The 24201-nt window shown below is 72.2% G+C and carries 22 protein-coding genes; 13 read left to right on the top strand and 9 right to left on the bottom strand.

The window, feature by feature from the left end; all coding sequences use genetic code 11:
- The first annotated feature begins 40 nt into the window (after positions 1-40).
- Both ACWD68_RS31520 and ACWD68_RS31515 read left to right on the top strand, forming a co-directional pair.
- Positions 41-319, top strand: coding sequence for a GlsB/YeaQ/YmgE family stress response membrane protein (locus ACWD68_RS31520; RefSeq protein ID WP_451809859.1), 279 nt, complete (start codon positions 41-43; stop codon positions 317-319).
- A gap of 389 nt (positions 320-708) precedes the next feature.
- Complete coding sequence (locus ACWD68_RS31515; RefSeq protein ID WP_451809858.1) at positions 709-1917, top strand: cysteine desulfurase-like protein; 1209 nt, start codon at positions 709-711, stop codon at positions 1915-1917.
- A 53-nt stretch (positions 1918-1970) separates the two neighbouring features.
- On the opposite strand, the gene ACWD68_RS31510 is transcribed toward ACWD68_RS31515, so the two are convergent.
- The 5 genes from ACWD68_RS31510 to ACWD68_RS31490 all read right to left on the bottom strand — a co-directional run bounded on the left by ACWD68_RS31510 (position 1971) and on the right by ACWD68_RS31490 (position 8583).
- Positions 1971-3053 (bottom strand): MerR family transcriptional regulator, encoded by a 1083-nt coding sequence (locus ACWD68_RS31510; RefSeq protein WP_451809871.1) that lies wholly within the window; start codon positions 3051-3053, stop codon positions 1971-1973.
- Positions 3054-3390: 337 nt separating this feature from the next.
- Positions 3391-5418, bottom strand: coding sequence for an ATP-binding protein (locus tag ACWD68_RS31505; RefSeq protein ID WP_451809857.1), 2028 nt, complete (start codon positions 5416-5418; stop codon positions 3391-3393).
- 115 nt (positions 5419-5533) lie between these two features.
- Entirely contained in the window at positions 5534-6421 is an 888-nt protein-coding gene (locus ACWD68_RS31500; protein ID WP_451809856.1) for an oxygenase MpaB family protein, read from the bottom strand.
- Positions 6422-6793: 372 nt separating this feature from the next.
- The gene (locus ACWD68_RS31495; RefSeq protein WP_451809855.1) at positions 6794-7744 is read right to left on the bottom strand and encodes an ornithine cyclodeaminase family protein; all 951 of its coding nucleotides are present in this window, start codon (positions 7742-7744) and stop codon (positions 6794-6796) included.
- Complete coding sequence (locus tag ACWD68_RS31490) at positions 7741-8583, bottom strand: IclR family transcriptional regulator (protein ID WP_451809854.1); 843 nt, start codon at positions 8581-8583, stop codon at positions 7741-7743. Before ACWD68_RS31490 ends, ACWD68_RS31495 begins: the two co-directional genes overlap by 4 nt.
- 121 nt (positions 8584-8704) lie before the next feature.
- Here ACWD68_RS31490 and ACWD68_RS31485 point away from each other — a divergent pair, with 121 nt between their 5' ends.
- The 4 genes from ACWD68_RS31485 (at position 8705) to ACWD68_RS31470 (ending at position 12237) form a co-directional block, all read left to right on the top strand.
- Positions 8705-10096 (top strand): amidohydrolase family protein, encoded by a 1392-nt coding sequence (locus tag ACWD68_RS31485; RefSeq protein WP_451809853.1) that lies wholly within the window; start codon positions 8705-8707, stop codon positions 10094-10096.
- Positions 10093-11175 carry a dipeptidase gene (locus ACWD68_RS31480; RefSeq protein WP_451809852.1) on the top strand — a complete coding sequence of 361 codons (1083 nt, stop codon included), beginning with the start codon at positions 10093-10095 and terminating at the stop codon, positions 11173-11175. Before ACWD68_RS31485 ends, ACWD68_RS31480 begins: the two co-directional genes overlap by 4 nt.
- A 553-nt stretch (positions 11176-11728) precedes the next feature.
- Positions 11729-11881: a hypothetical protein gene (locus ACWD68_RS31475; protein WP_451809851.1), complete on the top strand. Its 153-nt coding sequence runs from the start codon at positions 11729-11731 to the stop codon at positions 11879-11881.
- Between the two features lie 68 nt (positions 11882-11949).
- On the top strand, positions 11950-12237 hold the full coding sequence (locus ACWD68_RS31470; protein WP_451809850.1) for a hypothetical protein: 288 nt from the start codon (positions 11950-11952) through the stop codon (positions 12235-12237).
- 61 nt (positions 12238-12298) lie between these two features.
- Here ACWD68_RS31470 and ACWD68_RS31465 read toward each other — a convergent pair whose 3' ends face one another.
- Complete coding sequence (locus tag ACWD68_RS31465; protein ID WP_451809849.1) at positions 12299-12991, bottom strand: hypothetical protein; 693 nt, start codon at positions 12989-12991, stop codon at positions 12299-12301.
- Positions 12992-13272: 281 nt separating this feature from the next.
- Here ACWD68_RS31465 and ACWD68_RS31460 point away from each other — a divergent pair, with 281 nt between their 5' ends.
- Positions 13273-14622 carry a transaminase gene (locus ACWD68_RS31460; RefSeq protein ID WP_451809848.1) on the top strand — a complete coding sequence of 450 codons (1350 nt, stop codon included), beginning with the start codon at positions 13273-13275 and terminating at the stop codon, positions 14620-14622.
- 45 nt (positions 14623-14667) lie between these two features.
- On the top strand, positions 14668-15108 hold the full coding sequence (locus tag ACWD68_RS31455) for an Lrp/AsnC family transcriptional regulator (protein WP_451809847.1): 441 nt from the start codon (positions 14668-14670) through the stop codon (positions 15106-15108).
- A gap of 28 nt (positions 15109-15136) precedes the next feature.
- Here ACWD68_RS31455 and ACWD68_RS31450 read toward each other — a convergent pair whose 3' ends face one another.
- Positions 15137-17416 carry an FUSC family protein gene (locus ACWD68_RS31450; protein ID WP_451809846.1) on the bottom strand — a complete coding sequence of 760 codons (2280 nt, stop codon included), beginning with the start codon at positions 17414-17416 and terminating at the stop codon, positions 15137-15139.
- Positions 17417-17693: 277 nt separating this feature from the next.
- Positions 17694-18032, bottom strand: coding sequence for a UBP-type zinc finger domain-containing protein (locus ACWD68_RS31445; RefSeq protein ID WP_451809845.1), 339 nt, complete (start codon positions 18030-18032; stop codon positions 17694-17696).
- A 188-nt stretch (positions 18033-18220) separates the two neighbouring features.
- Between ACWD68_RS31445 and ACWD68_RS31440 the strand changes: the two genes are divergently transcribed.
- Positions 18221-18904, top strand: a complete 684-nt coding sequence (locus tag ACWD68_RS31440; protein ID WP_451809844.1) for a GNAT family N-acetyltransferase — start codon at positions 18221-18223, stop codon at positions 18902-18904.
- 145 nt (positions 18905-19049) lie between these two features.
- On the opposite strand, the gene ACWD68_RS31435 is transcribed toward ACWD68_RS31440, so the two are convergent.
- On the bottom strand, positions 19050-20504 hold the full coding sequence (locus tag ACWD68_RS31435) for an MFS transporter (RefSeq protein ID WP_451809843.1): 1455 nt from the start codon (positions 20502-20504) through the stop codon (positions 19050-19052).
- 168 nt (positions 20505-20672) lie between these two features.
- Here ACWD68_RS31435 and ACWD68_RS31430 point away from each other — a divergent pair, with 168 nt between their 5' ends.
- The 4 genes from ACWD68_RS31430 (at position 20673) to ACWD68_RS31415 (ending at position 24146) form a co-directional block, all read left to right on the top strand.
- The gene (locus tag ACWD68_RS31430) at positions 20673-21128 is read left to right on the top strand and encodes a MarR family winged helix-turn-helix transcriptional regulator (RefSeq protein ID WP_451809842.1); all 456 of its coding nucleotides are present in this window, start codon (positions 20673-20675) and stop codon (positions 21126-21128) included.
- A gap of 86 nt (positions 21129-21214) precedes the next feature.
- Complete coding sequence (locus ACWD68_RS31425; protein ID WP_451809841.1) at positions 21215-21793, top strand: exonuclease domain-containing protein; 579 nt, start codon at positions 21215-21217, stop codon at positions 21791-21793.
- A 195-nt stretch (positions 21794-21988) separates the two neighbouring features.
- Entirely contained in the window at positions 21989-22687 is a 699-nt protein-coding gene (locus ACWD68_RS31420; protein ID WP_451809840.1) for a beta-glucanase, read from the top strand.
- Positions 22688-23519: 832 nt separating this feature from the next.
- Positions 23520-24146, top strand: a complete 627-nt coding sequence (locus ACWD68_RS31415) for an alpha/beta fold hydrolase (RefSeq protein WP_451809870.1) — start codon at positions 23520-23522, stop codon at positions 24144-24146.
- Positions 24147-24201: the final 55 nt, after the last annotated feature.

Raw genomic sequence — 24201 nt, 5'->3', positions numbered from 1 at the left:
GACTGAGGAAATCAAATCCTGTACGGACGGTGGAGGAACTGTGGGAATCATCGCTTGGATTCTGATCGGGTTGCTTGCCGGTGCCATCGCCAAGCTGCTCCTGCCGGGCAAGGACCCGGGCGGGATCATCATCACGATGCTGATCGGTATCGCCGGGGGTCTGCTGGGTGGCTGGCTGGGCAAGGTCATCTTCCATGTCGACTCGGTCGACGGGTTCTTCGAGGTGTCGACCTGGATCGCCGCCATCGTCGGCTCGCTGATTCTGCTGGTTCTGTACCGGGCGCTGACGGGCAACCGCCGGTCGCACCGCCACGCGTAGAAGGGCTCCTTGGCTCGTTCGACGCGCATGACTCACGGCCTGGGGCCGGCACCGGAACATCCGGGTGCCGGCCCCAGGCCGTGAGTCGTCGATCGCAAGCCCGTCCGAATGAACACGGCGGGCATTTCGGAGTGCGCCCCCTCGCGAGGGGTACCGGTGCGCCAAGCCGTGGGTTGGGAACAGCAGTCTCGCGGGCCGGCACTCCTCCGGCGTCCCGGGACGCCTGGGGGTGCGCCCAGGACTTCATGCCCGCCTGTTCACCGCGGCGGGTGTCCTGCGATGATCACCGGACAATCTGTGCGCCCGCCCGATCGCGGGCTCTCGCGCCGCGCCCGATCCCGTTTCCGGTCGGCCGGAGCGGGACGCGACGCCGCCCGTGAGGAGTCCGAGTGACCTACGACGTCGGCGCGCTGCGCGCCGGGATCCCCGCCCTGCTGTCCGGTGTCGCGCACTTCGACGGCCCGGGCGGAACACAGACCCCGGCCCGGGTCGCCGGAGCGATCGCGGACGCACTCACCGGTCCGCTGTCGATCCGGGGGCGCTGGACACCGGGAGAGGTGAACGCGGAGGGCATCGTCCAGGGGTTCCGGCAGGCGGTGGCCGACCTGGTGGGCGGCGATCCCTCCGGAGTCGTCTTCGGCCGCAGTGCCACCCAGCTGACGTACGACTTCGCCCATGCGCTGGCGAAGGACTGGGAGCCTGGGGACGAGGTCGTCGTCAGCCGTCTCGACCACGACGCGAACATCCGGCCGTGGCTCCAGGCGGCGGAACGGGCCGGTGCCCACGTGCGCTGGGCGGACTTCGACCCGGTGACGGGTGAACTCCCGACCGCGGCGGTCGGCGACCTCCTGACCGAGCGCACCCGGCTGGTCGCCGTCACCGCCGCCTCGAACCTGATCGGTACCGTGCCCGACATCGCCGAGATCTCGCGCCTGGTCCACCGGTGCCCGCGGGCGCTGCTGTATGTGGACGGGGTGCACTACGCGGCGCACGCGTTCGTGGATCTCGCGCGGCTCGGTGCCGACTTCTTCGTGTGCTCGCCCTACAAATTCCTCGGCCCGCACCACGGTGTCCTGTCGGCCTCCCCGGAACTGCTGGAGCGGCTGCGACCCGACAAGCTGCTGCCGTCCACCGACGCGGTTCCCGAGCGCTTCGAACTCGGGACGCTGCCCTACGAACTGCTCGCCGGTACGACCGCCGCGATCGACCTTCTCGCCGGGCTCGCCACCGTCACGACGGGCGGTCGCCGAGACCGACTGCGGTCCGCCTTCGATGCGATCGAGCGGCACGAGGGAGCGCTGCGCGAGCGGCTGGAGGCAGGTCTGGCCGAGCTGCCCGGCGTCACGGTCCGCTCCCGGGTGGCCGAGCGCACGCCCACCCTGCTGCTGACGTTCGATCACCGGGACGCGGCCGACGCCTATCCGTTCCTCGCCGACCTCGGTGTGCACGCGCCCGCCGGAGCGTTCTACGCGGTGGAGGCGTCCCGGCACCTCGGTCTCGGTGACACCGGGGGCCTCCGCGTCGGTCTCTCGCCGTACAACGATCAGGACGATGTCGAACGGCTGCTGGAGGGGCTGGCCGCATTTCTGCGGTCGTAGGGGCAAGGGGCATGGAGCAAGGGGCCCGGGCAGGGCCAGGGGTAGGCGGTGGATCAGGCGTTGGGTGCCGTCCGCCGGTCAGGGCCCGGCGCGGCGTCGTCGTCGGGCTGGTTCTCCGGCGCGGAGATCAGACGGAGTGCTTCGGCGAGGTGCCGTGGGCGGAGCAGCCCCGGACCCGACTGCCTGCCCCAGCCGGGGCCGCTGAGCAGGACCTGGCTCCGCGTCCGCGCCCCCCGCACTCCCCAGCGCGTCGCGGCGATGTGACGGGCGAGCGGAAGGTTCGCCGTGTCCCGTGACTGCGACCACAGGACCACCGACGAAGGGCCGACACGCTGCACCGCCGTCATGAGCGCTTCGGGCGGGACCGCGCCACCGAGCGTCAGGACAGGTACCCGCCGTTCCGCCAGCGCCGCGTTGAGCGCCTCCAGGGGCAGGGTGTGCATCTCGCCCGGAAGGCAGGCGAGCAGCACGGGCGAGGTCACGGTGTCCCGTCCTTGCCCCGCCGCGGACACATAGACATGCCGCAGAGTGGCGGAGACGTGCCAGGACAGGAGGTGCTCGACCTCGACGTAACGGTCGCCCGAGGACTCCCACTTGCGGCCGACCGCCCGCAGGGTGGGCACCATCACTTCCTCCCAGGCCCTGGTGAGGCCGTGGGTCCGGACCGCGGCCGTCAGCTGTTCCTGGACGGCTAGGGCGTCCAGCCGGACGGCCGCGCGCGCGAGACCACGGCACTCCTGGCGCACGTCACCCAACGGCAGCCCGGTGCCCGACCGCGAGCCCGGGTTTCCCGGCCGAGGGGCGGTCATCGACGACCGCTCCGGAATCCGGACGCCCGCAGGTGCCCGGGCGACCAGGAGGGGAGCTGCCGTGACATGGCCGCGGGCCGCCTCCTTCGCGACGCGGGCGGCCTCGGCCGGAGGCAGGCCGGCGGCGGTCAGACGGCACATCTCCTGGACCATGGCCACGTCATCGGGAGCCCAACGGCGGTGGCGGCCGTCCGCCCGTACCGCGGGCCCCAGACCGTACCGTCGGTCCCAGGAGCGCAGCGTCGTGGGCGACACTCCGAGCTTCCGCGCCAGGAAACCCGTGGTCACGCCCACGCCGGCGGTCTCCGCCTCCTCGTGGGCGCTCAGTTCCACGCTGCGGCCCCGGCGGGAACGGTGGGCGAGGCGCCGGCGGAAGGGGCGCCCCGCCCGAGGATGGAGGACCCGGGCGTGCGGCGGCAGCAGATCATGTCGGGGCCTCGCCTCGATTCCGGAGCCGTCCGGGACCGGCCGGTCCGCCGGGCTCACCCCCTCTTCGGCGCGGGGATGCCCGGCGGATGCAGCGGACCGATCCGTCGTGGCGACGGCGTCGCCCCGCCTCCCACCGGGGAGATTCCGCCGGTCCGGTGTTCACGCGCCGGACGGTGTCGGCCGACGCTCCGGGCGCCCCGTCGACCGCCGTGCCGTCGGGCGGCCCCGTCGCGTCTCAAGAACCTGGGCCGGAGCCGTCGAGCAAGCGATGCAGCACGGTCTCGGGGTCGCTGAGCGTCGAACGCAGCAGGGCCTCTTCGTACCCCTCGTCGCCGAGGAGGGAGCGGGCGGTGTCCTCGTAGCGTTCGCGTACCGGGCCCAACTCGGGCGTGCCGCGCTGCGGATGACCCACCGCGCTCCAGTACGTCTCCCCGGCGCCGTACGCGGCGACCGCTCGTTCCCCGGCGCCCTGCGCGGCGAGCGCGGAGGCCAGCAGATCCAGGCCGAGCGCGATGCCGAAACTGTCACCGATGCGCCGCTTGCCGTCCAGCATCGACAGGGCGTGCGCGGTGGCGTCCTCGGCGCGGTCCTCGAAGAGGGAGATGAGCGCCAACTGGTAGTCGGTGTACGAGCGTGTCCACCACTCGCCGCGCGCGACGCAGCCACGCCGCAGTTCCTCCGCCTCCCGGCGCGCCTCGTCCAGCAGTCCCTCCGCGGTCAGGGCGAACACCTTGACCAGGTGGCACAGCAGGTGGCCCGCTGAGGTGAAGGCCGTCCCGCCCGCTCCGCGCAGAGCTCCCTCGACCTGGTGCCTGGCCGCCATCGGCCGGCCCTGCAGCAGGTGGGCCAGGCCCAGGAGATACGTGGCGTGCAGGGTTCCGTCGACGTCGTCCTGGAGGTCGGCGCGGCGTCGGCAGAACTCGGCCAGTTGCCGTGCGGCCTCGTGCTCGCCGCGCAGGACCCGGGTGACCCCCAGCGCCCACAGGGCCCGCGTCCTGACCGGGCCGGACGCGGCGGACAGCGCCAGGGCGTCCTCCAGATACGCCGCGGCCTCCCGCAGGTGTCCGCAGCAGGTCCATGGGAAGGTGAGCAGTCCGATCAGTTCGAGGGCCGTGTCCGGGCGGTCGTCGAGCGCGTGGTCGAGTGCCGCGCACAGATCGGCGTGCGCCGAGCCGAGCCGGCCGTACCACTCCGCCTGCCGCTCTCCGAGCCAGCCGTCCCGGGCCTCGCGGGCCATCTCCAGGAAATGCCGGGCGTGCCGGTCCGACAACGCCTGGCTCTCGCCGACCTGGTCGAGCCACATGCCGCCGTACTCCCGGACGGTGTCGAGCATGCGGTAGCCGTCGCCCGCACGCGACAGCACCGATTTCCTCAACAGGCCCGCCAGCGCCCGGTCGACGAGGTCGGCGGGCAGCGGACCTCCGGCGCACACCGTGCGTACCGTCCGTGCGTCCACCGCGTCCCGGAACACCGACATCCGTGCCCACAGCAGGCGTTCCTCGGGCGCGCACAGCTCGTGGCTCCAGCCGATCGTGGTCCGCACCGCCCGGTGGCGGGGCGGCCCGTCGGGCACGCCGTCCGCCGTGATGTCCAGACGCAGGCCGAGCTCCAGGTCGACTTCCTCGACCGTACGGTGCGCCAACTGCCCCGTGATCAGCTCCACCGCCAGCGGCATCCCTTCGAGCCGTTGGCACAGACGGGCGGCGGTCACCATGTCCGCCGGGGCGGACAACGGGGTGCCCGCGGCGGCGGCGCGCAGCCGGAACATCTCCAGGGCGTCCGTGGCGGGCGGCAACGGCCCCACGGCGACGACGTGTTCACCGGGCACGTCGAGCGGCTCACGGCTGGTCGCGAGGACGGTCAGGCGCGGACAGGCCAGGACGAGACGGGCGACCAGACGGCGGCAGGGGCCGACCAGGTGCTCGCAGGAATCCAGCACGAGCAGGGCGTCCCGGTCCGCCAGCCAGTCGACCAGGGAGTCCAGCGCCCCGTTCGTGGTGTGATCCGCGAAGTCCACGGCGTCGGCCACGGACGCGACGAGCAGCCGGTCGTCCTGCAGGGGCCAGAGGTCGGCCCACGCCACCCCGCGCGCGCCCGAGCCCAGAATCCGGTCCGCCGCCTGGAGCGCCAGGCGGCTCTTGCCCACGCCCCCGGCCCCGGCCAGCGTGACGACGCGCTGCTCGCGCAACGCGACGTCCAGGTGGGCGAGTTCCTCCCGGCGTCCGACGAAGTCGGCAGGAACGACCGGCAGATTTCTCAACACGCGCACAGTCTTCCGGCTCTGGGTCCTCCGGCGCACCGAATTCGCCGACTCGGTCCCCGGCTTCCGTCCGCGCGGCGCAGGGGCGCACGGGTGGGGGCGCCGGGCCGGTCGCCGGTCACGCGACCGGGGCGACGCTTCGCGCACGCGCCGGCTCCATCGCCCAGCGCACGGCCGAGGTGAAGGCGCAGCCGAGCGGACGCACGCACACGCTGTCCACCAACTGCGGCCGGGGCAGCCGCAGTTCGGCAGCGGCCCAGGCGGGCAGCAGGGACACGGCGTTCGCGGCGAGCACCCCGTACGGGAGGCGGGCGATGAGTGGCACCGGCGGGTTCAGCAGGAGGAACCGCGCGGCATCGCGTGCCTCCGGAGTCGCCCGCACCTCACCGCGGTACTCGGTCAGCCGCTCGGTGAGTTCGGCGCGGTTCGTCGGCGGGTCCAGGACGCCCAGCGCGGTGGCGACGCGGGCCGTGTCCGCCACGTACGCGTCGCAGCCGGCGGCGGACAGCGGACGCGCGCCGTACCGCTGATGAGCGCGCAGGAAGCTGTCGATCTCCGCGACGTGGACCCAGCCGAGCAGGTGCGGATCGGCCGCGTGGTACGCCGTTCCCTCCGAGGTCGTCCCGCGCACCCGCTCATGGACCGCCCGTACCCGCTCACAGGCCTCCTGGGCGCTCTCGGCCGTCCCGTACGTCGTCATCGCGAGGAAGGTGCTCGTGCGCTGGAGTCTTCCCCAGGGGTCCCCGCGGAAGCCGGAGTGCGCGGACACGGCGGCCATCGCGAGCGGGTGGAGCGACTGGAGCAGCAGCGCGGAGAGCCCGCCGATGAACATCGACGCGTCCCCGTGCACCCTGCGGATCGGGCGGTCCGGGCCGAACCACCGCGGTCCGGGCGTGCCATGGATCCGGGCGCGGTTCTTCGGTCCCTCCGGGCCCGCGACCCGGGAGAACAGAGCGCTGCCCAGCCGTTCCCGTACTCCGGCACCGTCCGGTCCGGTCAGTCTCATGGGGGCGATGGCCTCCCTCCGCGTCATGCTCCGGGTGGGCCCGCGGACCTGTCGGGAACCGGCGAGACGATTCGGCCGGCCGGCCGCGCCGCACGGCGCGCGGACCCCGGAGCATTCGCCACCGCGGGGCCTGGCGGATGCGGCGCGCGACAGGCTGTTCCGAGGCTGTGCGCGCCCAAGCGGAAGCACTGTCCAGGATGGCCGAACTCATGGACGAAAGTCCACAGTGCCCACGTGTGCCCACGTGTGCCCACGTGTGCCCACGTGTGCCCACGTGCGACGCCGGGCCCGGTCCGCGGCCACCGCACCGAGCGGTCCGCCGTCCCGTGCCGCTCGCGGAGGCGGCGCACGCATATGGCTCACACATACGGTTCACATGGCGAGTCGGGTGCCCCAGGCCTCCGTCCGCGCGACCGTGTGGGCGACATGGGCGGCGGCCACATCCAGCGCGGCGTGCCCGGTCGACTTGAACACGGTGAGTTCGCCGTCGTCGCGGCGACCGGGGTGTTCGCCGGCCAGGACCGAGCCGAGGAGCGTCACGGACCGCTCGGGCGGGAGGTCCTGCAACTCGTGGGCGCCGGACGGGGGCCGGGTCGTGGCGGCGCCGGGCCATTCGGCGAAGAGACGGGCGTCCCGGACGGTGGCGGTGTCCAGCTCGGGGCCGTGGGAGCCGCCCACCGAGCTGATGTGTGTGCCGGGGGCGAGCCAGGCGCGACGGATCACCGGCCGCACGGCGCCGGTGCAGCAGAACACCGTGTCGGCCCCGCTCACCGCTTCCTCGATGCCGCGCGCGACCCGGCCGGCGGGGTGGAGAGCGGCGGCGCTCTCCGCGCGCTCCGGATCGCGGCCCGCCACGGAGACGGGGGCCTCGGGATCCAGGGCCGCGAGCAGCGTGATCTGGGCGCGCGCCTGGGCACCGGTCCCGATGACGGCGACCCGGGTGCCGCCTGGGCGCGCCAGGGCCCGAGCGCTCAGTGTGGCGGTCGCCGCGGTGCGGATCTCGGTGAGGGACTCGGCGTCCATCAGGGCCAGCGGGCGTCCGTCCGCCGCGTCGAAGAGCGCGACGAAGCCCCGGTGACTGCTGCGCCCGGGCCGTGCCGGGTCGGCGAACACGGAGACGAGCTTGGCCGCGAGCCCGAGACCGGGCACATGCCCGGGCATGGCACCGAGCAGGCCGCCCGGGGCGTGGGCCGCGATCCGCGGGGGCACGGAGACTTCGTCACGGCCTATGGCGACGAGAGCCGTCGCCACGGCGTCCAGGACGCGGTGCGGATCGAGCGCGGCGCGCGTCTGCGCCCCGTCGAGGAAGAGGATCTCGCTCATGCCGGACCTTCGGGGGACGTGGACGTGGACGTGGACTGCGACGAGGGCGTGGGCCGGGACGAGCCCGGTTCGGGGGCCTGGGGGACTTCGGGGGCTCCGGGGCCGGAGAGGATCCGCGCCAGTTCGTCCGTCGCCTCACGCAGTCGTTCCTGCAGGAGGGGGAGTCGGGCCTCGTCGAGCTCCGCGCCCAGGCCGACCAGGGTGAGGGCACAGACAGGCGCGCCCGGACGGGTGACCACGGCACGGGCGAGCGAGGCGACCGGCTGCTCGTTGCGCCCGTACTCGACGGCGAATCCGGTCCGCTCGGTGCGCTCGATGTCGGCCAGCAGTCCGTCGTCTCCGGTCAGCGGGTGTCCGCTCACCTCCGCGGCGCGCAGGTAGGGGACCCGGTCGGCCGGGGCGAGGGCGGCGACGAGGGCGAGCGGACCGGCGAACAGGTGGACGGGCAGGGCCTCGCCGGTCAGACGGCTGATCATCGCCAGGCGGTCGGGGCGTACGACATCGATCACGCGGGAGCGGTCGACCTCCGGCACCTGGAGGTTGACCATCATGCCGGTGCGCTCCGACAGCGCCTCGATCACCGGTCGGGCGAGCGCTCCGAGTGAGTTCCTGGCAGCCGAGGACGACAGTTGCAGGACCGCCGTGCCGGGCAGATAGCGATCACCGGCGCGCAGCACCCAGCCGCGCCGGACCAGGTCGACGAGGACGCGATAGGCGGTCGCCCGGTGCAGGCCGACCTCCTCGGCCAGGTCGGTGAGGCGCGGCGGCTGGGGCGCACGGGCCACGGCCTCGACCAGGTCCAGGGCCTTGTCCACCGCGGTACGGGGTGCTGCGGGCAATTCCGACCCCTCCTTGTGGCGTCGTGAGATGCGAGCGTACGGTAACGCATGTTTCGAGAGACGATACGTCTGTTGCGTAGAGCGTAACAACGACTTCAGGCAGAGCTACGACGAGGTGAAGATGACGGACGAGGCTTCGGGCGCACCGGCCCCGCACGCACCCGCGGTGAAGGGAACCGTCGCGGTGTACCGCGGCGCGACGCTGTTCGACGGAACCGGGCGGCCGGCCCGGAGCTCGACGTCGATCGTGATCGACGGCCAGGTGATCCGCGCCGTCGGGGACGACGCCGCGATCGCCGAGAACCTGCCGGCCGACGCCGAGGTCTTCGACCTCGGCGGCCGCTTCGTCGTGCCCGGCCTGATCGACGCCCACCAGCACATCGCGACGCCGCCCGACCGGCCCGTCGCCGAGGCGGTGCTGCGCCGGCTCGTCCACAGCGGAGTCACCGCCATCCGCGACATGGCCGACGACCTGCGCCAGGTGGGCGACCTCGCGAGGGCCACGCTCGTCGGCGAGATCCCCGGCCCCGACATCCGGTACGCCGCGCTGATGGCGGGACCCGGCTTCTTCGACGACCCGCGCACCCACCAGGTGTCCCAGGGGGAGACCCCCGGCGCCGTGCCGTGGATGCAGGCGATCACGCAGGACACCGACCTGCGGCTGGCCGTCGCCCTGGCGCGCGGGACCCATGCCGCCGCGATCAAGGTCTACGCGGACCTCGACCACGCCACCGTCGCCGCGATCACCGCGGAGGCGCACCGCCAGGGCATCCCCGTATGGGCCCACGCCACCGTCTTCCCGGCCACACCCGGTCAGATCGTGGCGGCCGGCGCGGACAGCGTCTCGCACGTCACCCTGCTCGCCTTCGAGGGCACCGACGGGCCGCTGATCAGCTACAAGAACAAACCGCCGGTCGACCACGACCGGTTCGCCGCGGGTGACGACCCCCGGATCGAGGAACTCTTCGCCCTGATGCGCGGGCGGGGCACCGTCCTCGACGCGACCGCGAGCATGTGGGCGAGCGAGGCCCTGGCGGGCGAAGGTCCCGAGGACGCGGCGCGGGCGGCGGCCAACACCGGACTCGCCGCGGCGCTCACCGCCCAGGCGCACCGCGCCGGTGTGGACATCGCGACCGGCACGGACTACGAGACCGACCCCGAGGACCCCTTCCCCGCGCTGTTCGACGAGTTGTCCTTCCTCGTGCGCCGCTGCGGGATGTCACCCGAGCAGGTGCTGCGCTCGGCCACGCTGATCGGTGCCCGGAGCGCCGGCGCCGAGGACGTCATGGGAAGCGTCGAAGCGGGCAAGCTCGCCAACTTCGTCGTCCTGGACGACGATCCGCTGCAGGACATCGAGCATCTGCGCAGCGTCACGCTGACCGTCAAGCGCGGCCGTCGCTTCGAGCGCCGTGACTTCGAGCGCACCGCCCCCGGCACCGGGAGGCCCGGCCGTGTCCAGACCTCCGAGACCGACGCGCCCGGAGCGACCCACCCCGTCGAGGAGACCCGATGACCGCCCTCCCCATGATCATCAACGCGCTCGGGCAGCTCGACAATCCGAACGCCCCGCAGTCGGCCGAGGCCGCCGCGCAGCTCAACCCCTCCAGCGAGCAGATGACCATCGACGCCCGCACCTTGGCCGACGCCCACGCCTCGGGCCTCACCGCCGTCAACATCACGCTCGGCTACACGATGGGCGATCTGCCTCCGTACGAGCACACGCTGCACGAGATCGACGTCTGGGACCGGATCATCCGCGACAACGCGGCCGACCTCCTCAAGGTCCGTACGGTCGCGGACATCCACCGGGCCAGGGAGGAGGGCCGGATCGGCGTCATCTACGGCTTCCAGAACGCCGTCGCGGTCGGTGAGGACACCGGGCGCGTCGCCACCTTCGCCGAGCGGGGCGTGCGGGTCGTCCAGCTCACGTACAACCAGGCCAACCACATCGGCGACGGCTCGATGGCGCCCGCCAACCGGGGGCTGACCGACTTCGGCCGGAGCGTCGTCGAGGCCCTCGACGACGCCCGCCTCATGGTCGACCTGTCCCACAGCGGGGAACGCACCTGTCTGGACGCCGCGAAGACCGCGCGGCGCCCCGTGTCGATCAACCACACCGGGTGCCGGGCCGTCGCCGACCTCCCCCGCAACAAGACGGACGAGGAACTGCGCCTGGTGGCCTCGCGCGGCGGCTTCGTGGGCATCTACTTCATGCCCTTCCTGAACGTGTCGGGTCACGCGACGGCCGCGGACGTCGTGGAGCACATCGTCCACGCGGTCGACGTCTGCGGTGAGGACCACGTCGGCATCGGCACCGACGGAACCATCACCTCCATCGACGACCTCGACGCCTACCGCGCACACCTCGCCGGGCACGTTGCCCTGCGGCGCGAGGCCGGCGTCGGTGCGGCGGGGGAGCGCGAGGACACGGTTCCCTTCGTGCTCGACCTGCGCGGAGTGGACCAGTTCCGCGAGCTGATCCGTCTCCTGGAACAGCGCGGCTACTCCTCCGAGCGCATCGAGAAGATCCTCGGCAGAAACTTCCTGGACTACGCCGACCGGGTGTGGGCCCCGGAGGCCGCCGCCCAGTAGTCGATGCGCGTGCCGGGGTCGCCGATTCCTTTGCCGGGGCGGGCAGTTGCCGCATCAGGGCGGCGAAGTGATCGCGTCCTCGGCGGGTTTCGGCCGAGAAGGCATCACATTCGCTCCGGCTCGGTCGATACGCGTTCCATTTCCGCGATGGACTGCGGTGGGTGTTTCCCGTCGGGAGACTTCACCCACCGCAGTTCGGCGTGAAGCCTCCTCCGTCATGGATGGCCGTACGTTCCGGCTGTCGTGATCAGGAGGGGACGTGGAACGACCGACAGACGGAGTCGCGGAGGCGCGGCCCGGTCAACTGACGTGTTGTGAACCGGGATGCGCGTATTTCCACCAGCATCAGCCGGGGTCGCACTGCCCCGGGTGCGGAAGCCGCACCAAACACCGCCCGACGCCCGACCTCTACGCACAACTGGGATATCCGCGCCCGGCCGCGCCGCCGCGTCCGGCGTTTCCGCCGTCGGTCCCACCGGGGTCCCCGCCATCCGCGCCACCGCTGGGGACCCGCGAAATACTGTCGCGCACCCTGTACGGCGGATTCTGGGCCGTGGTCGCCGTCGTCGTCGGAAGTATCTCCCTGGCCGGCCTGTTCGAGGGCCGTATCGGGGGATTCCTGCTCGGAATCGCGGTGGCCGCGGCAGCGGGCTTCTACGCCCTGTACGTGTTTCGCGGCGGGCGATTCCGCTTTCTCATCTTCTGAGACCCTCCCTTCCTGGGGCCTCCCTTCGGGTTCGAGGCCCATTTCTTCCAGGCCGAGGAGCCGTCGCTGTGCCCGAACCTGTCATTTCCGCGCTCGTCATCTGGGGCGGGACGAAGGTCTACCAGTCCGTGGTCTCCGACGTCCCCTCGGGCGGCCTCGGTTCGGACGCCACCTGCACCGAGTGGCTCCAGGCGGATCCGGCCGTCCAACGGCAGTCGGCCCTGACGGCCGCGCTGGAGGCCGGCAACAACGAGGCCGCGTCGGACGGTTTCATCGTCCAGAACACCCAGTACAGGTGCGGATACAACCCGGACATGACCCTGCGTCAACTCTTCACCGTGAACAACAAGGGTTAGTGCGTGGCGGGCGTCGCGGGGCAGGCGAGACGTTACGGACACGCCCTGGCACGGTCGTCCGTCATCCGAAGGCCGGCAGCCCCGTGACCCGTATCCGCGCGAGCAGGCCGTCGGCCGAGACCGGCCCGGTGGTCGATTCGCCGCTCGGGTCCGGGGCCGGTGGCTGCGTCGTCTCCCCGGGCGTGCCGCTCGGAGTGGGGGTCGGCGAGCCGGACACCTCACCGGCCGGCGGGGCGGGAGTGGCACGCGGAGGTGCCGTGCCGGCCCGGCCGCTCGGCGAGGGAGCCGCGGGGGAGGGTGTCGTGTTCGCACCGTGGCCGGGCGGCCGCTCCTCGGACCCGATGACGCCGACCCGTCGGTCGGTGCCCGGGTCGTCCGTCGGCAGGGCCGTTCGCCCGGCGGGCAGCCCGCGCGGACGCGTGAGGGAAGCCCCGCCGTCCACGGGCGACGGGGACGGCGTGCCGGTGGGCCGCTGACCCACGCGCGACGCGGCACCTGCGGCCGAGGAGTTCTTGTGCGCCTTGCGGACCCCGTTCGGCAGGGACAGCCAGGGCGCGGCCGAGTCGCTCCCGCTCACCAGGGTCGCGAGGGCCGTGGCGAAGCAGACGCAGGAGACCGCGACGATCCAGCCCATGCTCCGGAGCCAGGAGCGCCGCCGCCCGCTCTCGTCGACGAACACGGCTCCCTCGCCGGACGCGACGACTTCTGTCCGGCTCCGTGCCGCGCACGTCGACGGCCCCGTGATCCCTGCCATGCCCCGCTCCTTGCCGTTCCCTGTCGCACCCCGGCGACTGCGCGCTGTTCCGGATGGCGACTCCGCGCTGATCCAGAGATACGAAGGAGATCGCTCGTTGGCTCATTCCGACCGGTTGTGATGCATCTGGGCCGGGTTCGGTTCTGGAAGAGGGTCGGTGAAACGGGTACCGAGTCGACAGAATCGATTGTCTCGGCACGCGAATCGATCGTTTGGTCTTGCTGGAACTGCGTATCCGTTCGTAGCATTGCTGAATTCGCACGCCGACAGAGGAGTCCTCGATGGACCGCACTCGCCTGCAGCAGCTCCTGGCTCGTGAGAGCGCCGAGGCTGAGCGCCGCAACCCGCGGTCCAGGGCCGCGTACGAGCGGGCCGATCACCTGTTCGGCAGGGTCCCGATGACCTGGATGAACAAGACCGCGGGGGCCTTCCCGCGCTATCTGGACACCGCACGCGGCGCTCGTGTCACCGACATCGACGGCCACGAGTACATCGACTTCTGTCTCGGCGACACGGGCGCGATGGCCGGTCACTCCCCGGACGTGGTGGCCGAGGCGGTGCGGACCCGGTTCGCCGAGAGCGGCGGCGCGACCGCGATGCTCCCCACCGAGGACGCGGAGTGGGTGGGCGCCGAACTGACCCGCCGCTTCGGGCTCGCGCGCTGGAGCTTCTCGCTCACCGCGACCGACGCCAACCGCTGGTCCATCCGGCTGGCGCGCGCGGTCACCGGCCGCCCGAAGATCCTGGTGAACAGCTACAGCTACCACGGCAGCGTGGACGAGTCGCTGATCGTGGTCGGCCCGGACGGGCACGGCACCGCCCGCCCCGGCAACGTCGGCGCCCCCTGCGATGTCACCCTCACCAGCCGTGTGGCGGAGTTCAACGACCTGGAACAGCTGGAGCGCGAACTCGCCCACGGTGACGTCGCCGCCGTTCTCATGGAGCCCGCGCTCACCAACATCGGCATCGTGCTGCCCGAGACCGGCTACCTGGAGGGCGTCCGCGCCCTCACGCGCCGGTACGGGACCCTCCTCATCAACGACGAGACGCACACCTTCTCCGCGGGCCCCGGTGGCTGCACCGCCGCCTGGGGCCTGGAGCCGGATCTGCTCACCATCGGCAAGGCGATCGGCGGAGGGATCCCGGCCGGCGCCTACGGGCTCTCGGCCGAACTCGCCGACCAGCTGCTCGGCCGCGCCGACCTGGACCTGGTCGACATGGGCGGCGTCGGCGGCACCCTCGCCGGGAACGCCCTCTCCGTGGCCGCGATGCGGGCGACCCTGGAGCACGTCCTCACCGACGCGGCGTTCGACACGATGGCCAAGCTCTCCGAGCGCTTCGAGGCCGGGGTGCGGGCGGGCATCGAGGAATGGGCCCTGCCGTGGTCGGTGAGCCGGCTCGGAGCCCGTACCGAGTACCGGTTCGCCGACCCCGCGCCGCGCACCGGAACGGAATCGGCGGCGGCGGCCGACACCGAGCTGGAGGACTTCCTCCACCTGTATCTCGCCAACCGGGGGATCCTGCTGACCCCCTTCCACAACATGGCGCTCATGTGCCCGGCGACCACCGAGGAGGACGTGGACCGGCACACCGGCGTCTTCGCCGCCGCCCTGGCCGAACTGGTCGGCTGAACGGCGCCGTTAATCTGGGGACCGGGTCAGCCGGAGAGGAACAGCGTGGACGAGATCGACCGGGCCATCCTGCGTGAACTGCAGATCGACGGCCGTATCGCCTATGCCGAACTCGGGCCCAAGGTGGGGCTCTCCGCGTCGGCGGCCCGGCAGCGCCTGCAACGCCTGCTCGACTCGCAGGCGGTCCAAGTGGTCGGCATCACCGACCCGATGGGCATGGGCGGCCAGTCGATGGCCCTGCTCGGCATCGCCGTGGACGGCGATCCACGAGCGGTCGCCGACGTGCTGGCCGAACGCGCCGAAGTCGTCTACTCGGTGCTGACCTCGGGCGGCTTCGACCTGTTCGCCGAGGTCGTCTGCCCGGGGCCGCGGGATCTGCTGGACTTCGTCAACGATGTCGTACGGCCGATCGAAGGCGTCCGTCAGGTGCAGTCGTTCCCCTACTTCGGCATCCACACGCACCGGTTCCTGTGGAACGTGGGCTGAGCCCACCGCTCGCCACGCCCTGGTCGTGTCAGCCCTGGGACGCCACGTCCCGCGACGGCTTCACGTCGGGCGTGGCGACCCGCACCCCCAGCGGGCGGGCCAGGCCGATCACCCCTTCGTCCAGGCGCTGGAGGTGCCGCAGGACCCGGCCCGTGACGCGGTCGTGGCGTGGCGCGTCCGGTGTCTGCGGCTCCAGCATGGAGGCGAGGCTCGCTCCGGTCTCCGCGACGCCGTCGCCGGCGTCGTCCGCCACCCGTGCGACGAGGACATCGATGTTGCGACTGATCCGGCTGCCCGCCAGCTTGAGCCGAGGGTCCGCGGCGATCGTCCTGCTGTAGGGGACGAGTTCGGCCGTCGCCGCCAACGTCCGTGCGTGATAGGCGCACGTCTCCAGCAGTGCGACGACGTAGCGGGCGGTGTGCCGGCGCGCCCGCAACGGATTGATCCGGTGCGTCAGCGGCTTGGTGGAGGACCGCAGATCGTCCAGGGCCGTGTCCAGATCGCGGGCCTTGTCCAGCAGATCGAGCGAGACGCCGCCGCTCAACTGCTCCACCGCCGCGTCACTGACGTCCCTGAGCCGGACCAGCACCGTGGCGAGGAGTTCGTCCGTACGGCGGTCGGTGGGGACCGGGAGGACCAGGGCGGCCGCGACCATCCCGCAGACGGCGCCGAGCGCGGTCTCCTCGATCCGCAGGACGAGCACCGCCGGGCTGTAGGTGTTGAGCAGGGTGTACAGCAGTCCCAGCATCGCCGTCACGAAGAAGGACGAGAGGATGTACGACAGCGGGGCGGTGAAGTACATGGCGAAGATGAACAGCAGCACCAGCGTGAACGCCGTCCAGGTGTGGTTGCCGACCACGCCCGCCAGCGCGACACCCGCGATGACGCCGAGGACCGTGCCCAGCAGCCGACGGTAGCCCTTGACCATGATCTCCCCCGTCGAGGAGGTGTTCAGGAAGACCACCCAGCAGGTCAGCACCGCCCAGTACCACCGCTGAGGCGAGAGCATTTCTCCGCCGACGATGGCCAGGGCCGACCCCACCGAGACCTGCACCGCCGCCCGGGTCGTGGGCCGGTCCAGTCCCTTGGGGTCCGGCTCGTCGAGCTCCGCCTCCTCGGCGGCGATGGCGACGTCCTCGGCGTCCAGTTCCTCCCGGGAACGAATCGTCTCGGGGGTGTCGTCGGACTCGTCCTGGGGGCCGTCGATCGCCAGGCGCAGACCGAGGACGGCGCGGGCCGCCTCTCCGATGCCACGGAAGACGTCCTGCACGGCCGCCGACGCACGCGGCAGGTTCTCCTCGTCCCGGTAGCCGAGCAGCCGGTTGCGCACCTGTGCCAGTCCGGTGCCGTGCTCACCGGAGACGGGGCGGACCACGAGGAGCCGCAGCGCGTCGAGATCACGGCGCAGCACCGCGGTCGTGTCGTCCTGCGCCCGGAGCCGGTCGCCGGCCGCGGGCAGGGGTGCGTGGGGCAGGTGCAGGGTGAGCGTGTGGGCGCGTTCGGCGCTGCGAGCGGTGAGGATGAGGAGACCGAGCCGTTCGGCGGAGATCTCGGCGTCGGCCACCCGTCGCTGGAGCAGCGAGGCGGTCGTGCTGTCGCTGGTGCCCTCCTCCAGGCGGCCCTGGATCATCATCGCGCTCTCGTGCAGCCGCCGAGTACGCAGCCGTACGTCGTCCAGCGCCTTCTCGACGTGCTCGGTGTCGGGGTCGAGCAACTCGGTCTGGGCGCGCACCAACTGGGCGAAGCGGGCCCGGAACGCCTCGCGCAGCCGGTTGAGGACGCGTTCGGGTGTCTCGACGACGACGACGAAGCGCACCACCGCGCTGCACGCGAAGCCGATGGCCAGGATCGCGCACAGTACGGGGAGTGTGGAGGGGGTGGCGCCGACGAAGAGGGACACGAAGTAGACCTGGAACCCGATCAGTCCGAGCGCCGTCCCGCGATCGCCGTACCGGCGGCAGTAGACCGCGACGAAGATGAGCACGATGAAGAACACGTCGCCCGCGACGACATGGCCGCTCAGCAGCGCGCCCAGCGACATCGCCGCGACCGCCACGGGCAGGCCGAGCGCCAGCGTGAGCGCCTGCTCGCGGCGCTGCTTCTCCTTGAGGGCGAAGGTCGCGACCAGGGCGGCCATGGCGCCGGTCACCATGTGACCGACACCGGCTCCGAGGAGACCGAGGACGGCGAGCGCGAACGCGATGGCACCGACGGTCCGCAGGCCTGCCATGAGTCGCAGCAGACCCGGGTCGGCTGCCGCGAACCGGTCCCAGATCCCCGCCCGACTCGGCCGTGTCACTGTCCTCACGCTGCCGCTTTTCCCTGCTCCCGCGTCATGATCCGGACTTCCAGCATGGCACGCACGGGCGCCCCGTTCCTTGCCGCCTCACCGGCCGCGGCCCTCGGTCGGCGCGATCGCCATACGGGTGTCCGCGTGCTCCCGGCGGGGGAGCGGACGCGACCGGTCGGCGTCTCGGCACGTGTCCGGGCCCTCGGCGCCTGGGCCCTCAGCGCGTGTCCGGGGGGTGCGGCTCGGCATGGATGCATGGCGCCCCGGCGGGCCTCCGCGCGCAGGCATGCGGGGCTCAACGCGGATCCGGGCGGAGGAAGACCTCGTCGCTGTAGCACCAGGCCCAGGTCTCGCCCGCCTCCAGGGACCGGGCCAGCGGATGCCCGGACAGCTCGTGGTGCGCGGTCGCGTGCCGGCCCCGGGAGCTGTCGCAGCAGCCCACATGCCCGCAGGTCAGACAGGCGCGAAGGTGCACCCAGGAAGTGCCCTGGGCGAGGCACTCCGCGCAGCCGCCCGCGTCGGCGGAGCCCGCTTCGGACACGGCGTGCTCCAGATGCGAGCAACTCCGCCCCTCCGGCCGGCCGCCGTCCTCGGCGACGGTCCACCCGTGTTCCGCTGCCTCGTGAGGTGCCATGCCACGAGTCTCCCCGTCCGGAAACGGCCGCGCACGCCTTGGGCGGCCAGGGGCGGTCACTGCCGTTCCCGGCGGAGCGTCGCAGGCGCCAGGACCGGGGCAGGGGGCGGCATCAGGTGTCCGTTGCTGTACGGCCGCTCTTCCCGCACCTCTTGTGGGAGCGCTCCCAAGGCGTCAGGATGCCGCTCATGAACCCATTGCCGACCATTCGCGCCTACCGGCCCACCGACCGCGCAGCCGTCGCCGACGTGTGTGTGAGCACCGCGGACGAGGGAGGGGATTCGCGCGCCCGGTTTCCCGACGAGGAGTTGATGCCGACGCTCTTCGCCGAGCCCTACTGTCATCTCGAGCCCGAACTGGCCTTCGTCCTGGACGACGGGAGCGGCCGGGCGGTCGGCTATGTCGTCGGTACCAGGGACACCGCGGAGTTCGTCGCGAGGTTCCGCGACACCTGGATTCCGCGCGTCGCGCACCGCTATCCCGCCCTCACGGCAGCGCCCCGCACGCCGAGCGAGGAGATGGTCGGGCTGCTGCACACGCCCGAGCGCATGATCCTGCCCGAACTCGCCGACCACCCGGCGCACTTGCACATCGACCTGCTGTCGGACTTCCAACGGCGCGGTTACGGAAGGGCGTTGATGAACACCTTCCTGACCGCTCTGCACGACCGCGAGGTGCGCGCCGTCCATCTGGGGATGGTCACCGCCAACACGCCCGCGCGGGCGTTCTACGACCGTCTCGGCTTCCACGAGATCCCCGTCGAGGACCCTGGACCGCTCACCTACCTGGGCAGATCCACGGTGGTCGAGGAGGCGGCGTACGCCGAACAGCCGCTCACGGTGAGGGCGCCGGGGAGTTCCGGGCGTCCGTAGCCACCTCGATGCGAGGGAGAGGCGCAGCTCCCGGTCGGTGCGCCGGTCGGGACGTACGGCGGGCGGAGCGGTTCGGAGGTACGACGGATGCACCGGTTCCGGCGGCCGGTGGACCGCCGGAACCGGTGCGGGTACGACGCGGGCCTCAGCGCGCGGCGGCGGCCGTTTCGGGCGTGGCCGCGGGGCCGGTCGTGTCGCCGGCGAGAGCGGCGCGGGCTGCCGGGATGACGGCCGCGATCGCGGCGGCCACCAGGGCGACGGCGCCACCGACGATGAGGCCGGTGCGGAAACCGCTCTCGGAGGTGAAGCTGTAGCCGGCCGCGCTCGTCGTCATCTGGGCGAGGATGACGCCGACCACCGCCGAGCCGACGGAGGTGCCCAGGGAGCGCATCAGCGTGTTGAAGCCGTTGGCGGCGGCGGTCTCGGAGAGCGGGACCGAGCTCATGATCAGGGCCGGCATCGAGCCGTAGGCGAGGCCGACGCCGCTGTTGATGACCATGCCGACCAGCATGAGACCCCAGGGCGAACCCATGAGCGCCAGCGACAGTCCGTAACCGAGGGCGATGACGAGAACACCGCAGATCAGCGTGAACTTCGGGCCGCGGGCGTCGGTGAGCTTCCCGCCGAACGGAGAGACGATCATCATCATGATGCCGCCGGGTGCCATCCACAGGCCGGACGCGAGCATCGACTGGCCCAGGCCGTAGCCGGTGGTCTCGGGGAACTGCAGCAGCTGCGGGATGATCAGCATGCTGGCGTACATGCCGAATCCGACGAAGATCGAGGCGACGTTGGTGAGCAGGACCCGGGGGCGGGCCGTCGTGCGCAGGTCGACCAGCGGGTCCTGGGTGCGCAGCTCCCAGGCACCCCAGGCGAGCAGGACCACCACCGCGGTGACGAGCAGTCCGAGCGTCGTCGCCGAGCCCCAGCCCCAGTCGGCGCCCTTGGAGACGCCGAGGAGCAGGCAGACCAGGCCGATGCCGAGCCCGAGCGCGCCGAGCCCGTCGAAGCGCTGACCCTTGGCGCTGGCCGGCACGTCCGGGATGAGGAACCAGATCAGCGTTCCGATCACCGCGGCGAGCACGGCGGAGCCCCAGAACAGCACGCGCCAGTTCGCGTACTGGGCGACCGCCGCGGATATGGGCAGGCCGAGGCCGCCGCCGATACCCATGGAGGCGCTGACCAGCGCGATGGAGGAGCTCAGCTTCTCCTTCGGCACGACGTCGCGCAGCAGGGCGATGCCCAGCGGCACCATGCCCATGCCCATGCCCTGCAGGCCCCGTCCGACGATCATCGGGGTGATGGACGAGGAGAGGGCGCACACGACGGAGCCCACCACGAGCGGGACGGAGCAGGCGAGCAGCATCCGCCGCTTGCCCACCAGGTCGCCCAGGCGGCCGGAGACCGGGACGCAGACGGCCGCGACCAGCAGGGTGACGGTGATCACCCAGGCGGAGTTCGCGGATGTGGTGTGCAGGATCTGCGGCAGCTCGGCGATGAGCGGGGTGACCAGCGTCTGCATGATCGCCGCCACGGTGCCGGCGAAGGCGAGCGTGGCGACCACGCCGCCCGCTCGGGCGGAGGGCTGGGGGGCGTCCATCAGGGACTCCTCGGGTTCTGTCTTCGGTGGCAAGAGATGTGCATCGTACACGTCGTATGTATCGCGCATGTGATGTGGCTCATGCATGCAGGTGTGGGAGCATGGAGGAGGGCCGCACCGAAATCTGCGGGGTGCGCGGCTCAGGTGACGACGGGAGGCGGCAGGCGGATGGTCAGGCCCACACACGAGGTCGAGTACGAGCAGATGCTGCTCAGCCGCCATGGCCTGCTGAACCAGCGGGGCGGCCGCACCAAGGACGGCGTCCTGGAGCGCAGCGCCTACATCCTGCTCAGCCGTATCCGGGTCCAGGGGCCGATGTCGATCGGCGAACTGAGCGACGCCTTCGGGCTCGACGCCTCCACCCTCAACCGGCAGACCGCGGCGGCGATGCGCGCCGGGCTCGTCGAGCGCATCCCGGACCCCGAGGGCGGCATGGCCCGCAAGTTCCGCATCACGGACGAGGGCGCGCGCCTCCTCGACGAGGAGCGCCAGGGGCTGATCAGTTCCCTGGACCGTGTCATGGCCGACTGGTCGGAGCCGGACATCGCCGCCTTCGCCTCCTATCTGCGGCGCTTCAACACCGACATCGAGCGCATCGGTGGTCGTCCCTGGCCGCGCCCGTGACCCATCGGTCCGACTGCCGGCGGACCGGGGCACCGTGGCGGAAAACCCGATGACGCGGTGACGTGCCGCCTCCTACGCTCACCCGCATGGACACAGCCGGGGGACTGCTGAACGTCGTCGATGTCGAGGCGACCTGCTGGGAAGGCCCGCCCCCGCCCGGAGCCGTGAGCGAGATCATCGAGATCGGGCTGACGGTCGTCGACCTGGACCAGGGCGTGCGGGTGGAGAAGCACCGTCTTCTTGTGCGGCCCGCGCGGTCGACGGTCAGCGCCTTCTGCACGGAGCTGACCGGGCTGACCCAGGACGAGGTCGCGGAAGGACTCGATTTCGCGGCGGCCTGCCGTGAGTTGGCCGCCTGTCATCGCGCGGGGGAGCGGCCGTGGGCGAGTTGGGGCGACTACGACCGGCATCAGTTCACCCGTCAGTGCGCCGCCGCGGCGACCCCGTACCCCTTCGGCCACCGGCACACCAACGCCAAGGCGGTCTTCACCGCCGCTCGCGGCTTGCGGAAGCGGCCCGGCATGGCGCAGGCCCTGCGGATCGCGGAACTGCCACTGGAAGGCAGGCATCACCGGGGCGAGGACGACGCGTGGAACATCGCGGCCCTGGTCCTCGACCTGGCCGAACGAGGGGCCTGGCCGGACGCCGTCGTGTCGCGCGGTTAGCTCCGAGGACCGTGCGCCGAGGTGCTGCGCTCGACCGGCTCCGCCGCGGCGCGTGATGGCCGGCCGGCACACCGGCGTGCCACCGGTTCACCCCGAAGGGTTGTTTCGCGGCAGGTCGTCGCGAACGTGGTGTGGGCGACGGTGCGGCGGGGAGAACCTGGGCCGTACGCGAACGCCGACACCAAGGAGCGCCGCGTGTCAGATGTCGTCTTCACCGCGGATTTCACCTCGGCCCGTCAATGGGTCGCGGGACATTCCTGGGCCTATCCCGACGGCGGTCCGGTCAATCCGGACGACGACAAGCTCGACCATCTGGTGGCCGACCCGGCCTATTGCCGGACGGGCCGCTTCAGAGCGACCCGGCGACCGGACGGCAGATGGAACGCGGGCCTGCTGACCACCGAGGGGAGCGCGGACGCGTTCATGGTCCGCACGGGAGACGTGCTGGAGACGCGGGTCAGGCTGCCCACCGAGACCGGCGCCTGGCCGGCCATCTGGACGTGGTGCGACGGCGGTCAGGAGATCGACCTCTTCGAGTACCACCCCGACAACCCCGACCTGCTGGAACTCTCCAACCATGTACGCGGCACCCACCGCTATTACCGGGACGAGGCCATCGGGCCGGGAGCCTGGGTAGACCTGGTGGTCGAGTTCGGCGCCCACCGTGTCGTGTGGTGGGTGAACGGGACCCGCGCCTTCGCCGACCGGCGCGGCGTGGGCAGGACCTGGCGGGCCTACCTCATCGTCAACCTGTCCGTGTGCGCGGGGCGTTACCACCCGGCGCCACCCCCGGAGATCTCCGAGATGGCGTTCGAGGTGGCCCATCTGCACGTCCGCAGGCCTCAGTTCGACGAGCCGTTCCCCGCGGTGGAGGACGTAGGCCTCCTCGACTGACGCCCGCCGGGCGGTGGGGCGGTAGGCGGTGGTCAGAGGCGGCAGGCAGCGGCTGTCGGACGTCAGGGCCGGCCATTCGGCAGCCCGCTTCCGTCATCCGGGGTCGCTCGTCGGGCGCTGTGACGTGGGCGGGCGGGGGCAAAGCGGGCAAGCCACCCACGGCCGAGGGGAATCGAGCCGCGACAAGTGCATCCGCCGCGGCCCTCGGCGCGGAAGTACGGCATCAGTAGCGGCGCTGCGCCCGTGCACGTCGTGCCGACGGGTGCCGAGGGCCATGACGAATCCGCAACCGGGGCGAGACGCCCCCGAGGCCGCGTACGTCAGTCACGTCGGCAGCTGCCGTACGTGCCGGCGGGAGTCGGGGCGTTGCCCGCGGGCCGAACGCCTGTGGCGTCTCTATCAGGAGTGGCGCAACGGCTACCGCGCCCGGCCCGAGACTACCGAGTGAGTCGCCGCCCCCGTCGGCACGCGCTCCGCGGAGCGGCACCGGACCTGTGACCCGGCTGTGACCCGGACTGTGGCCCGGACTGTGGCCTCTGGAACCGGGGCGCGGTCCGCAGGGCTCACCCGATCCTTGAGGACTGGTCGTGACCTCTCCCGGTCCGCCACCAAACCGTTGTCCCTTCGGCTACGGATATCCAGTGGCCGGTGGGACGATTCTTCCTCGGCCGGTGCGAGGCGTGGAGAGACGCCGTGAAGGTGAAGAGGTGCCATGCGAGGCTCAGCGCGGATGTCCGCCGGTGATGTGTCCCGGCCCGGGGCGACCGGGACACCCGCGGCGCTGGAGCCGTGTCGCGCCACCGGTCCGGGTTCGGGTCCGACGCGCGCCGCCGTGCTGATCCTTCACGGTGGCAGGGCGGACAGCCGGGCCCCGTCACGTCCGTGGCATGTCGCCCGTGTGCGCATGCGGCCCTTCGTACGTGCTGTGACGCGGGCGCTGCCGGACGAGGACGTGTTCGTCGGGCAGGTGCGCTACCGCCACAGAGGGTGGAACGGTGCGGACGCCGACCCTGTCGCCGACGTCCGGCAGGCGCTCGCCGAACTCGCCGATCTGGTGGGGGAGGTGCCGGTGGTGCTCGTGGGCCACTCGATGGGCGGTCGCGCCGCCCTGCGGGCAGCGGCCGCGCCGCAGGTCCGGGGCGTGGTCGCCCTAGCGCCCTGGTGCCCGGAGGGCGAGCCGGTGGCCCACCTCCGGGACAAGCGCGTGATCGTGCTGCACGGAGACCGGGACCGGGTCACCGATCCCGCGGCGTCGTTCGCCCTCGTCCGCCGGGCCGACGAGGCGGGCTCCGCCGCGAGCGCGGTGCGGGTCGAGGGCGGTGACCACGCGATGCTCCGACGCGCGGGCACCTGGCATCGGGCGACGGCCTCGACGGTCGCCGAGCTGGTGGCCCGGGGTGACGGTGGGCTCGGACCGCTCTCCGCCGAGTGGCCCGGCAGCGAACCCGGGGTTCTCTAGAACCCTGTCCGGCCGATCACGGCGGAGGAGACCGGCGCCCGCGTCTCCGCCGCGA

The sequence above is a fragment of the Streptomyces sp. NPDC005141 genome (genome assembly GCF_053599975.1).
Note: the sequence above shows the minus strand (reverse complement) of the source record. Positions and strands in the feature narration are given on the sequence as shown.

Excerpts from the sequence above, each read along its gene's own strand:
- ACWD68_RS31500 (WP_451809856.1), bottom strand. The coding sequence starts at position 6,421 with ATGAGACTGACCGGACCGGACGGTGCCGGAGTACGGGAACGGCTGGGC.
- ACWD68_RS31495 (WP_451809855.1), bottom strand. The coding sequence starts at position 7,744 with ATGAGCGAGATCCTCTTCCTCGACGGGGCGCAGACGCGCGCCGCGCTC.
- ACWD68_RS31485 (WP_451809853.1), top strand. The coding sequence starts at position 8,705 with ATGACGGACGAGGCTTCGGGCGCACCGGCCCCGCACGCACCCGCGGTG.
- ACWD68_RS31480 (WP_451809852.1), top strand. The coding sequence starts at position 10,093 with ATGACCGCCCTCCCCATGATCATCAACGCGCTCGGGCAGCTCGACAAT.
- ACWD68_RS31465 (WP_451809849.1), bottom strand. The coding sequence starts at position 12,991 with ATGGCAGGGATCACGGGGCCGTCGACGTGCGCGGCACGGAGCCGGACA.
- ACWD68_RS31460 (WP_451809848.1), top strand. The coding sequence starts at position 13,273 with ATGGACCGCACTCGCCTGCAGCAGCTCCTGGCTCGTGAGAGCGCCGAG.
- ACWD68_RS31445 (WP_451809845.1), bottom strand. The coding sequence starts at position 18,032 with ATGGCACCTCACGAGGCAGCGGAACACGGGTGGACCGTCGCCGAGGAC.
- ACWD68_RS31440 (WP_451809844.1), top strand. The coding sequence starts at position 18,221 with ATGAACCCATTGCCGACCATTCGCGCCTACCGGCCCACCGACCGCGCA.
- ACWD68_RS31435 (WP_451809843.1), bottom strand. The coding sequence starts at position 20,504 with ATGGACGCCCCCCAGCCCTCCGCCCGAGCGGGCGGCGTGGTCGCCACG.
- ACWD68_RS31430 (WP_451809842.1), top strand. The coding sequence starts at position 20,673 with ATGGTCAGGCCCACACACGAGGTCGAGTACGAGCAGATGCTGCTCAGC.
- ACWD68_RS31425 (WP_451809841.1), top strand. The coding sequence starts at position 21,215 with ATGGACACAGCCGGGGGACTGCTGAACGTCGTCGATGTCGAGGCGACC.